Here is an 11,867-nt window from a genome sequence, read left to right as displayed (position 1 = left end):
TGCGCTTCGCCAAGCCGTGCGAGAGGCTAGACCTCTATCGGCGTGGCAAGAATATCATTCAGAGAACCGATACATTGGTTTTTACAAATGCATCCGGTGCGCCCTGATGATCGCGTCGTGGACATAGGCGACGTTGGCGGCCTGCTCGCCTGTTCGCGTGGCGACCTCGATGTCGGCAGAATAAGCCTCGTCGGCTATGGGAAGTCGGCGAAGACGCCCGTGCTGTTCGAACACGCGGGCAAAATGTATCGGCAGGACCCCGAGGTAGGCGCCCGACAAGACCATCAGAAGCTGCGCCTCAATATCAAAGGCTACCCGGTTCGCGGCGGCGGTGTCGAACCGATGACGCCGAATCCCATACCAATATCCTCTCTCTACCCAAGGATGGCCGTAGCATTCCGCACTCGTAATCATCTCGTCATTTCGGCAAAACAACGGATGCGCCGAACCGCAAAATACCGCGTGCTCTTCTTGGTAGATGATCTGGTATTGCACGCTTGCGACTTTGATGTCGGAGCCACCTATCCCAATGTCTATTTCGTTTTCCGCCACGGCCTTCGTTATGTCGTTGGGGCGCATGATCTTGAGATCCAGCTCGATTTCCGGCGCAGCTTTGGAAAGCTCGGCAATCGCGTCGGCAAGCCGGAAACTTGGGTCGGTCGCCAAGCAGTCGACAATGCCGACGCCGACCTTTCCCGCCAAGGCGCTTCTAACACGCGAAAGCCGTGCCGAACCGGCTTCCAGGATCCCGGTGATTTCCGTGCTGATTTCGTAAACCCGCCGCCCTTCCTCCGTCAGCGAAAACCCGCGCCGCCCCCGTTCGCACAGCTTCACGCCAAGCCGTTGTTCAAGCGCGGTCAGATGGTTGGAGACCGTAGGCTGGCTAAGCGAAAGTTCCATCTGTGCTGCAGACATGCCGCCATTGCGGACCACGCTTTCAAAGACGCGAAACAGATGGAGATCGGACCCCGATATCTTCATGGAGGCAGATTGCACCAAATGGAACGGATGGCAATTCCGGCGGACGTAGGCGGGTGATGTAGGGTGCAAACGGTCATTTCCCCCGGGAGGCGGCCGACGCTGTGATTACCCTTCTAGGAACAAACGGCTGCCCGTGCCTGCCTTCCCTCCTCGCTCCGCCGCTACCGGGTATTGACGTTGCAACCAAATCCGGATTTTATGATACGTGGATACAAAAATACTTTCCGGGGTGCCAAGTGCCAGCAGCCTTCTCAATTGAGCCACGCATATCCGCCACTGCAGAGGAAGAGGCGTACAGCCATCTTCAGCGAGCCCTTCGCCTCGGTCGCTACAAGCCGGGCGAGCGGCTCATTCCCGAGGAGATTGCAGCCGAGATCGGCATGAGCCGCATGCCGGTGCGGGAAGCCTTTCGGCGCCTGGCCTCCGACGGGCTGGTGGTGCTTCGCCCCAATCGGGGATGCGTGGTCGCGGGCCTGACTGTCGATGAGCTTTTCGAGATTTTCGAGATACGCTCGGTTCTGGAAGGACTGGCCGTCAGGCTGGCGATACCCCGGATCGACGAGGAGGAGTTCGAGGAACTCGACCGCCTGCTCGAGCGCATGGAGCGCGCGGGCCAGAGCGGCAGCAGCGACTGGGTCGTCCGCCACCAGGAATTCCATGGCCGTATCTGCGCGTTGAGCCAGAGGCCCAAGCTCATCCACCAGATTTCGGCGCTGCATGTGGTCATAGAGCCTTACATGCGCATCTGGTTCGACGATTGTGACAAGCCGCATTCTGCACGCGAGGAGCATGCCGCCGTGATCGCGGCCTTGCGCTCGGGCGACGAACATCACGCGGAAAAGGTGATGCAGGAGCATATTCTCGGCACAGCACCGCTGCTGGCCGAGTTCGTGAGTCCGAGCCGGTGACGAACGCCGGCCGGGCAGGAATGGCCTCGAACCGGCAATGCGGCCGAGCACGGGGACAGTTCAATCAACCTATCAAAAAAAGGGGAACCAAATGAAATTCAATCGTTTGGCCGCAGTTGCGGCCGCACTCAGCATGTTCGGCTTCATGCATACCGCCTTGGCCGAGGACGCGCCCAAGTCCATAACCATCGCCACGGAGGGCGCCTACGCTCCCTGGAACTTCACCAACGCCGACGGCAAGCTCGACGGACTGGAGATCGAGCTCGCCAACAATCTATGTGAGAGGATGAAGGTCAAATGCACCATCATCGCGCAGGACTGGGACGGACTTATTCCTTCGCTGAAGGTCGGCAAGTTCGATGTGATCATGGCCGGCATGTTCATCACGCCGAAGCGGCTCGAAACTATAGATTTCACCCAGCCCTACGCCGTCGATCCGGGCGGATTCGCCGTCGCCAAGGACAGCGAACTTGGCAAGCTCGGCTTTTCCGCGGAGAAGTTCAACCTGGACGACGAGGCTGCGTCCAAGGCCGCGATCGAGAAGCTGAAGCCGCTGCTGAAGGGCAAGGTGGTCGGCGTACAGGCAGCCACGATGATGCTCGATTTCGTAAAGAAGTACTTCGGCGACACGGTGGAAATCCGCGAGTACAAGACCACCGAGCAACATGATCTAGACCTCGCCGCAGGCCGGGTCGACGCTCTTTTTGCGCAGCGGACGGCGCTCGCCGCGACACTCTCAAAACCTGAATTTGCCGATTACACCCTCGCCGGACCGGGCTTTGTGGGCGGCATTTTCGGCCGTGGAACCGGCGCGGGGCTGCGCAAGGAAGACACCAAGCTCAAGGAGATGCTGAATGCGGCAATCGACGGTGCAATCACCGACGGTACCATCAAGCGCATCTCGGAGAAGTGGGTGAAGACGGATGTGACGCCGGTCAAGTAGGCGCGGGCGAACCTGCCCGGCGGAGCGGCGCGAGCGGTTTGCGTCGGGCAGCGCGCTGAAAGGCTAGGACTTACATGACCAATCCTATGCATATTCTGGGCTTGCAAGAGGGCGGCTGGGGAGCCGCTCTGCTTGTCGCATCCTCTGTTACGCTTGCGCTGTCCGTTCTCGGCTTTATCCTCGGCGCCGCCTTTGGCGCCGCGGCGGCGGCGGGTCGGCTCTCGTCCCACGGCGTCCCCGCTTGGCTCGCCCATGTCTACGGCACGGTATTTCGCGGTGTGCCTGACTTGCTGACGATATACCTCCTCTACTACGGCGGCAGCATCGCCCTGACGCAGGTTGGCAAGTTTTTCGGCAGTGCCGGCTTCATCGGTCTGCCGACTTTTGCCACCGGTGTCCTGGCGATCGGCATCATATCGGGCGCCTATCAGGGAGAAGTCTATCGCGGTGCCTACCAGGCCGTGGATCGCGGCCAGTTTGAGGCCTGCAAGGCGCTCGGCCTGTCCCGATTTCAATCGCTGCGCCTCGTCATCGTGCCGCAACTGATGCGCCACGCCCTCCCGGGGCTCGGCAATGTCTGGCAACTGGTGCTCAAGGACTCGGCACTGATATCCGTCATCGGCCTTGTCGAACTGATGCGGCAGGCGCAGATCGGGGCAGGTTCGACGCGAGAACCTTTCATCTTCTATATCGCGGCCGCCACGCTCTACTTCGTCATCGCCGCCGTGACCGCTTCCGTCTTCCGTTATGGCGAGGCGCGAGCCTGGAGAGGCATGGTCCACGCGTGATCGACTTCGCCTTCTTTCTCACGATCATTCCCGTCCTGCTTGCTGGGCTGCCATTGACCCTGCAGCTTACGGCAGCTTCGATGGCCATAGGTTTCCTTTTGGCGTTGCTGCTCGCGCTCGCACAACAAGGAAATCGCCGGATCGTTATATGGCCCATCCGTGCCTTCGTTGGAGTCTTTCGCGGAACCCCCCTGCTGGTACAGATCTTCCTCATCTATTATGGCCTCGGCCAGTTCCGGCCGTCGCTCCAGGCGATCGGAATCTGGTGGCTCTTCCGCGAGCCTTACTGGTGCGCCATCATCGCGCTCAGTCTCAATGAAGCTGCCTATGGAAGTGAGATCCTGCGCGGGGCAATAAAGGCTGTGCCGCGCGGACTGACCGAGGCCGCTACAGCCTCGGGCATGTCGAAGCTGCTCACGCTGCGCCTGATTGTGCTGCCTCTGGCCCTGCGCCAGGCGATCCCGAATTACAGCAACGAGATCATCCTCATGGTCAAGGGCACCTCGCTTGCATCGATCATCACGCTGATGGAGGTCACCGGCATCGCGCAGGGGCTTATTTCGCAGACCTATCGCGCCGTGGAAGTTTTCGTGGCCGCAGGCGCGATCTATCTCACCATCAATTTCACGATCATCTCGGCCCTGAATGGGCTGGAAACCTGGCTAACGCCCTACCGGGTCCGCGCATGAAACAGGCCTGTTGCATAACGACGAGAATTGGCGACATGGGCTGCGTCGAGAAGCCGAAGCGATCCGCTGCCGTGTTCGGCGCCCGACATCATCACCAGCCTGCACCAGAATTTACGCGATAGTGGCTACGTCGCATCCATCAGACCATGGGATATCCAGACAGAATGCGTGATTTCCAGTTTCCCGGCCGCTCGCCGGTTCGTGCCACGCAAGCGGTTGCCGCGACCTCGCACCCGCTTGCGACCCTTGCCGCGATCGACATGCTGCGCGCCGGCGGCAATGCCATGGACGCCGCCGTCTGCGCCGCCGCCGTGCAGGGCGTCGTCGAACCGCAATCGACCGGCATCGGCGGCGATTGCTTTGTCCTCTACTGCCCGAAGGGGCAAGGCGACGTGCTGGCTTTCAACGGTTCTGGCCGCGCGCCCGCCAAGGCTGATGTCAACTGGTATCTGGACAGGGGTTTCAACGAGCTTCCGAAACAAGGTCCGCACGCGGTGACCGTGCCCGGCGCCGTCGATGCCTGGAGCCGGCTCCTGGAAGATCATGGCCGCAAGAGCCTGGCCGAAGTGCTGGCGCCGGCCATCCACTATGCCGAGAACGGCTATGTCGTGCACGACCGCGTCGCCTTCGACTGGGCCGATCCGGAAACCGACCTGTCGGCCGACGAACATGCCGCGCGCATCTTCCTGCCGGGCGGCACGGCGCCGAAGGCCGGCGATGTCCACCGCCAGCCGGAACTCGCCGCCACTTTGCGCATCATCGCCAGACAAGGCCGCGCCGGCTTCTACGAGGGCGCCGTTGCCGACGACATGGTGCGCCGGCTCAATGAACTGGGCGGGCTGCATAGCCAAGAGGATTTCGCCGCGACCAAGGGCGACTATGTGGCGCCGGTCAGCACCGCCTATGGCGGCTATGATATCCACCAGATGCCGCCGAACAATCAGGGGCTGACGGCGCTGCTCATGCTGAACGTGCTGTCGGGCTTCAAGCTCGGCGGGCTCGACCCCAACGGCGCCGAGCGCCTGCATCTGGAGATCGAAGCCGGGCGCCTGGCCTATCAGGACCGCGACCGCTTCGTCGGCGACCAGGACCAGGTCCATGTGCCGGTGCGACAACTTCTGTCCGGCGCCTATGCCGACCGGCTGCGCGCCGAGATCCACTGCGATCGCGCCATGACGCATCTGCCGCGCCTGGAACTGCCGGGTAGCGACACGGTCTATATCTCGATCGTCGACCGCGACCGCAACGCGGTTTCCTTCATCAACTCGACCTATTATTCCTTCGGCAGCGGCGTCGTCGGCCCGAAGAGCGGCGTCGTGCTGCAGAATCGCGGCTCGAGCTTCCGCCTCGACCCGGCGCATCCCAACGCGATCGCGCCCGGCAAGCGGCCGATGCACACGATCATGCCTGGCATGGCGACGAAAAACGGCCGCGTGGTGATGCCGTTCGGCGTCATGGGCGGCGGCTACCAGCCTTTCGGCCATGTCCATGTTTTGACCAACATGATCGACTTCGGCATGGATCCGCAGCAGGCGCTGGATGCGCCGCGTGTGTTCTACAATGACGATACCGTGGAGGCCGAGCGCAACGTTCCCGATGAGGCGATCGAAGGCCTGCGCAAGCGCGGCCATCGCACCGTGGAACCGCAACAGCCGCTTGGGGGCGGCCAGGCGGTGCTGATCGACTGGGAAAAGGGCACGCTGACCGGTGCCTCCGATCCGCGCAAGGACGGGATGGCGCTGGGATATTGATGGATGGGCGGACCGGGAATGAGGGCGATTGGCTTACGAGCGTGGGCGCCGCCCCTCACCTGTCTGCCAGCATCCTCTCCCCGTATTGTGACGGGGAGAGGGGCGCTGTCGCAAATGATTTCGCCAATCGCCGGCGTCCCGGAGAAAGTGCCGAGGTTGCGGTCAGCCCTTTCTCCCCGTCACCATACGAGGAGAAATGCCCGGCAGGGCAATGAGGGGCGGCGCCAACATTCCCAAGGCTTTCTAGAAGCAGCCGTTTGAAACATAGTCGGTGACCATGAGCACGAATTCAAAAGACCTTTCCCGCCGTCTCGCCGCCGGCGCAGACGACGCGCCGGCGATCCTGGCGCCGGACCGGCCCACCCTCACCCATGGCGGGCTGCGCGACCTGATCGGCGCCACGGCAAAACAACTGCACGCGCTCGGCATCGGCCGGGGCGACCGGGTGGCGATCGTGCTGCCGAACGGGCCGGAGATGGCGACCGCCTTCGTCGCGGTGGCGGCCACTGCCTCGACGGCGCCGCTCAATCCCGCCTACCGGGCGGACGAACTCGATTTCTACCTCACCGACATCGGCGCGAAGGCTATCCTTGTCGCGGAGAACGAGAACGGACCGGCTGTGGCGGTGGCCGAGCGGCTCGGCATCGGCGTGCTGCGGCTCATCGTTTCGCCGGACATGCCTGCGGGCGGTTTCACCATCGAGGGCGCGGCGGTCGGTCCGCAAGCGGCGCCCGACATGGCGCACGACGACGACATCGCGCTGCTGCTGCACACGTCGGGCACGACATCGCGTCCAAAACTGGTGCCGCTCAGCCATGCCAACATCGCGGCCTCCGCCCACCATATCGGCACCACGCTCGGCCTGGGCGCCGATGACCGCTGCCTCAACATCATGCCGCTGTTCCACATCCACGGGCTGATCGCGGCGGTGCTGTCGTCGCTAGCGGCCGGCGGCAGCATCTACTGCACGCCGGGCTTCAACGCTTTGCGCTTCTTTCAGTGGCTGAGCGATGCGAATCCAAGCTGGTACACGGCGGTGCCGACCATGCACCAGGCGATCCTGCCGCGGGCGGCGCGCAATGCCGAAGTGCTGGCGGCGGCACGCCTGCGCTTCATCCGCTCGTCCTCGGCGTCGCTGCCGGCGCAAGTGATGGTGGAACTGGAAGCGACCTTCGGCTGCCCGGTGATCGAATCCTACGGGATGACCGAGGCGGCACACCAGATGGCGTCGAATCGGCTGCCGCCGGGGCTGCGCAAGCCGGGCAGCGTCGGTGCCGCCGGCGGACCCGAAGTCGCCGTCATGGCACTGGATGGCCGGCTGATGCAGGCCGGCGAGACCGGCGAAATCGTCATTCGCGGACCCAATGTCACTGCAGGCTACGAGAAAAACCCGGATGCCAAAGCCACGGCCTTCGCGCATGGCTGGTTCCACACCGGCGACCAGGGCGTGCTCGACGAGGACGGGTATCTCCGCGTCACCGGCCGGCTGAAGGAGATCATCAACCGCGGCGGCGAAAAGATCTCGCCGCTCGAGGTCGACGACGTGTTGATGGACCATCCGGCGGTGGCGCAGGTCGTCACCTTCGCCATGCCGCATGACAAGCTTGGCGAGGAGGTGGCGGCGGCCGTGGTGCTGCGCGAAGGCATGAGCGCCACCGAGAGCGACATCCGCGCTCACGCCGCGAAGCGGCTCGCCGACTTCAAGGTGCCGCGCAAGGTGCTGATCCTGGACGAGATCCCCAAGGGGGCGACCGGCAAGCTGCAGCGCATCGGGCTGGCCGCCAAGCTCGGGCTATGACGATGAGGATCACCATTTTCGGAGCCGGCGCCATCGGCGGGTATCTCGCCGCCAAGCTGGCGATCGCCGGCCGCACCGAGCTTTCGATCGTCGCGCGCGGCGCGCATCTGGAGGCGATCCAGGCCAACGGCCTGCGCCTGATCGAGGACGGCGCGGAATCGATGGCTCCCGTCCGGGCCGCCGCCAAGGCAGAGGAACTTGGCGTGCAGGACACTGTCGTGCTGGCGCTGAAGGCGCATTCGCTGACCCCGGCGCTGGACCAGATCGCGCCACTGCTCGGGGACCACACATCCGTCGTCACCATGCAGAACGGCGTGCCCTGGTGGTACTTTCATGGGCTAAGTGGACCGCTCGAAGGCACAAGGCTGAGCGCTGTCGATCCCGGCGGCGCGATCTGGCAGCGGATCGGGCCGCAGCGCGTCATCGGCTCGGTTGTCTACCCCGCCGTCGAGGTCGACGCGCCCGGCCTCATCCGCCATGTCGAGGGCAAGCGCTTCTCGCTCGGCGAGCCCTCGGGCGAACGCAGCGCGCGGGTGACGCGACTGGCCGAGGAGATGGTCAAGGCCGGCCTTCAGGCGCCGGTGCGCGACGATATCCGCAGCGAGATCTGGGTAAAATTGTGGGGCAACCTCTCCTTCAACCCGATTTCGGCGCTGACCGGCTCCACGCTTGCCGCAATCGTCGTCGACGAAGGCACCCGCGTGCTTGCCCGCGCCATGATGCTGGAAGCGCAGGCGATCGGCGAAAGCCTCGGCGTGCGCTTTCCGATCGGGGTCGACCGCCGCATCAAGGGCGCCGGCGATGTCGGCGAGCACAAGACCTCGATGCTGCAGGACCTGGAACGCGGCCGGCCGATGGAAATCGACGCGCTGGTGAGCGCGGTGCAGGAACTCGGCCGGCTGACGGACAAGCCGACGCCGACCATAGATGCGGTGCTGGCGCTGGTGCGGCGGCTGGCGGTGGAGCGCGGATGTTACGGGTGATTGGGGCACAACTGGCCAAACCTTGACGCGTTCGCGGCCTGCCCAACATATCGTGGGCCGCCCTTGTTGCCGATCCGGGAGGGCGTGCCGAAACAGATATGCCCTGACCCCGTATCCAGCCTTTGGTATCAAGGAACCGCCTCCATGCTCCGATATATCTGCCTCCTCGGAATTTTGGCCATGACAACGGCTCACGGCCTACAACAGGCTGATACAGCGCGAACATGGCCCTGAACGTGCCCGGTTGCAACGCGAGCAGCGCGCCTGGCTGAAGCATCATCTGCGGGAAACGCACCGTCTTGCCGCCGATCCCAACAACGGTTCGGCGGCCTTCCTGGACTCTCAAGGGTTTGAACTGGACGATTTGAGCGCACGCACGGCCGAACTTGAAAAACGTGTCCAGCAAAATCCCTAATTGGCTCCTCCTGCCGGCGCTGGTGCCGCGGCCGTGCGAGCCAATCGATCGTGGCCGGTCGATCTGGCGTTGACCTTGCCCGGGATGTGCCTTTCGCGCAGTTCCCGGCCAATCGGGATGGCCGCGCCGGTCATCTTTTCCTTAGCCAATGGTCCCAGGAGTATTGACTCGACCACCGGAGTCGCAACGCTTAGATTGCGTACGGATCACTAGCCTTCCAAGGGGGAAGCCAACTGAGATATCAGGGTGGCTTTGGCAATGAACAGGTCGATAACTGCCATTACTGTGACGCATAACAGCGCGCATACCGTGCGGGGCGCGCTCGCTCGCCTGCCGCCAGGGGTGGATATCGTATGCGTCGACAATGCAAGTACCGACGATCTTTCCACCGCGCTGTCGGGTCTTGCCGTTCATCGTATCGACAATCCCGTAAATCTCGGCTTCGGGCGCGCCTGCAACATCGGGGCGGCGGCGGCGACGGGGGAGTATCTGCTGTTCATCAACCCCGACGTGCGTCTTGGGACGGACGCCGTCGATGCGCTCCTGCAGGCGGCTGAACGCTATCCAAATTGCGGCGTCTTCGTGCCGCGCACCAACACGGTGGATGGCCGGCTTTGGTTTCGCGAGGAGAACGAGATCGATCGCCTTTCCGGCATGTCGCTGCCCACACGTATCCGTCAGGTCTGGGGAGATTGTTGCGTCCGCTTCGTCAATGGCGGCGTGTTCATGATCAAACGAACGCTTTTCCTCGATACGGGCGGGTTTGATGAAGATATTTTCCTGTATTTCGAAGATGACGACCTTTCATATCGTCTGCTGCAGCGTGACGAGCCCATGATCCTTGTCGGTGGCGCGCATGCTGTCCACGACATTGGCACGTCGGTTGCGCAATCAACCCGTTCACGTATTTTCCGGTATCGCTCCAAGATGCGATCGGAGATCCACTTGCGCAAGAAATACGGCATCGCCTATAGCCCGTTCATGGACATACTCCGTTACTCGACGAAAATAGGCTTCTATTGCCTGACGCTTAATCGAAACAGGTTGATCAATTCCCTGGGCCGACTGATCGGTGTATTCGACAGCATCCTTGACCGATCGCGCGCGAATCGGAACAGCGGCTATGTCGCCTGACACTGCCGACACGATGGTTGCCTTATCTGATGTCGTGCCCCGCGAACCGCGTAAAGACGACGGCGTCGACCCAAGCAGTGCCGCGAGCATAATCCACATCCGCGCACCGGGGCGCTACATCGTCGAGCTTTGGCCGACAGAGAGGCGGATGCCGTTTGTCCGGCTCGATGTTCGCCGCCCAGGACATGCGGACAGGATCGTCTATGTGCCGGTCACCACGCGGACGTCCTATCTGCTCAAAAGCAGCGAAGGCGACCTCGTGCTGCAATTTGATAGAGGCGACGTCGTTGCCGTGCGTGTTCGGCCCCTAAGCGTCGGGGATATTGGCGCGCTGCTGAGTCGGCGCCGTCGCCACAAGCGATTTCAGCTGCCGCTTGGCCGAGGCGCCGTCTTGCAGCCTCTCTTGCACATCGCAGGGCCGGAAGGGCGTGAATTGGCCCGCGCCCTCGGCAGTCTTGCCGGTTGGGGCTTTGGCACAGCGAGCGACAATCTGCAGAAGACCCTGTCGCGGCACTATAATGGCCCGTTGGCCGAGGCCCCCGAACGCCGGCACACCGTCGAGCCGAAGCTGGCCGTCGCGCTGCACCTGCATTACTCCGATCTCTGGCCGGAGTTCGAGGCGCTGCTTGAGGCGACCGGTCGTCAATTCCAGCTTTTTCTCACGCTGACCCGGCCTGACGCGGCGCTCGCGCAACGCGTTCAGGCAAGATTTCCGGGCGCCGAGATCACGGTTTACGAAAATCGTGGCCGCGACGTCGGCCCCTTCATTCAACTGCTTCGCGAAGGAAAGTTCGATCCCTTCGATCTCATCTGCAAGCTGCATGGCAAGAAGTCGGGGCAGAGCGGGCCGCGCATGGTTCTCGGTGAGATCTGGCGCCAGGCGAGTGCATTCGACCTGATCGGATCGCGCGGCATGGTCGACCGCATCATCGCCGAGTTCGAGCGTTCTCCCGACACCCAGATGATTGGATCCAGGCGTTTTCGGCTGCCCAATGAATGGAAGGCCGAGAAGGCTGCGTGGGCCGAGAACAGGGCGATGGTCCTAAGTCTGCTGGAGACGATGGGGATTTCCTCCAGCTCCCGTCTCGATTTCTTTGCCGGGACGATGTTCTGGGTCCGGCGCGGCGCGCTGGAACCTCTGCGACGGCTCGATCTGCCTTTGGCAGCCTTTCCCGAAGAGGCAGGCCAACAAGACGGCACATTGCAGCATGCCCTCGAGCGTGTCCTTGGAATGATCTGCACAAAGATCGGCGTTGCCTCGGATGGTGACATGACGACGGATTCCCGCGAGGCAGACCCGATTGGATAGATTCGAATTTTTGATCTTTGTAAGATCGCTCACCAGCAGAAGCCGATGGAAGAGATTTCGCCTCTGGCAACGAATTCGGGCCAGCGGCCTGTTCGACGTGTCGTGGTATCTGGTTCAAAATCCGGATGTAGCCAGGAGCGGGAAAGATCCGATCCTGCATTACATCAG

Annotated in this window: 11 protein-coding genes; 10 read left to right on the top strand and 1 reads right to left on the bottom strand. The window is 62.7% G+C overall.

Annotated elements, in window-relative coordinates:
• Positions 1-81 precede the first annotated feature (81 nt).
• Positions 82-981: a LysR family transcriptional regulator gene (locus ACWGS8_RS18465; protein WP_454582271.1), complete on the bottom strand. Its 900-nt coding sequence runs from the start codon at positions 979-981 to the stop codon at positions 82-84.
• Between the two features lie 101 nt (positions 982-1,082).
• Between ACWGS8_RS18465 and ACWGS8_RS18460 the strand changes: the two genes are divergently transcribed.
• The 10 genes from ACWGS8_RS18460 to ACWGS8_RS18415 all read left to right on the top strand — a co-directional run bounded on the left by ACWGS8_RS18460 (position 1,083) and on the right by ACWGS8_RS18415 (position 11,699).
• A complete protein-coding gene (locus ACWGS8_RS18460; RefSeq protein WP_454582270.1) occupies positions 1,083-1,889 on the top strand; it encodes a GntR family transcriptional regulator in 807 nt (268 codons plus the stop codon).
• A 91-nt stretch (positions 1,890-1,980) separates the two neighbouring features.
• Positions 1,981-2,832: a transporter substrate-binding domain-containing protein gene (locus tag ACWGS8_RS18455; protein WP_454582645.1), complete on the top strand. Its 852-nt coding sequence runs from the start codon at positions 1,981-1,983 to the stop codon at positions 2,830-2,832.
• Positions 2,833-2,906: 74 nt separating this feature from the next.
• Positions 2,907-3,620: an ABC transporter permease gene (locus ACWGS8_RS18450; protein WP_454582269.1), complete on the top strand. Its 714-nt coding sequence runs from the start codon at positions 2,907-2,909 to the stop codon at positions 3,618-3,620.
• Positions 3,617-4,309, top strand: coding sequence for an ABC transporter permease (locus ACWGS8_RS18445; protein WP_454582268.1), 693 nt, complete (start codon positions 3,617-3,619; stop codon positions 4,307-4,309). The genes ACWGS8_RS18450 and ACWGS8_RS18445 overlap by 4 nt, the downstream gene beginning before the upstream one ends.
• 164 nt (positions 4,310-4,473) lie before the next feature.
• Positions 4,474-6,060, top strand: a complete 1,587-nt coding sequence (gene ggt / locus ACWGS8_RS18440; protein WP_454582267.1) for a gamma-glutamyltransferase — start codon at positions 4,474-4,476, stop codon at positions 6,058-6,060.
• A 277-nt stretch (positions 6,061-6,337) separates the two neighbouring features.
• Complete coding sequence (locus tag ACWGS8_RS18435; protein ID WP_454582266.1) at positions 6,338-7,858, top strand: acyl--CoA ligase; 1,521 nt, start codon at positions 6,338-6,340, stop codon at positions 7,856-7,858.
• Positions 7,859-7,860: 2 nt separating this feature from the next.
• On the top strand, positions 7,861-8,841 hold the full coding sequence (locus ACWGS8_RS18430; RefSeq protein ID WP_454582265.1) for a 2-dehydropantoate 2-reductase: 981 nt from the start codon (positions 7,861-7,863) through the stop codon (positions 8,839-8,841).
• Positions 8,842-9,085: 244 nt separating this feature from the next.
• A complete protein-coding gene (locus ACWGS8_RS18425) occupies positions 9,086-9,256 on the top strand; it encodes a hypothetical protein (protein WP_454582264.1) in 171 nt (56 codons plus the stop codon).
• Positions 9,257-9,514: 258 nt separating this feature from the next.
• Positions 9,515-10,390, top strand: a complete 876-nt coding sequence (locus ACWGS8_RS18420; RefSeq protein WP_454582263.1) for a glycosyltransferase family 2 protein — start codon at positions 9,515-9,517, stop codon at positions 10,388-10,390.
• Entirely contained in the window at positions 10,347-11,699 is a 1,353-nt protein-coding gene (locus ACWGS8_RS18415; protein WP_454582262.1) for a rhamnan synthesis F family protein, read from the top strand. The genes ACWGS8_RS18420 and ACWGS8_RS18415 overlap by 44 nt, the downstream gene beginning before the upstream one ends.
• Positions 11,700-11,867: the final 168 nt, after the last annotated feature.

The sequence above is a fragment of the Mesorhizobium sp. 43Arga genome, from assembly GCF_053714255.1.
The sequence above is the reverse complement of the archived record's forward strand: the minus strand, read 5'-3'. Positions and strand labels throughout refer to the sequence as shown.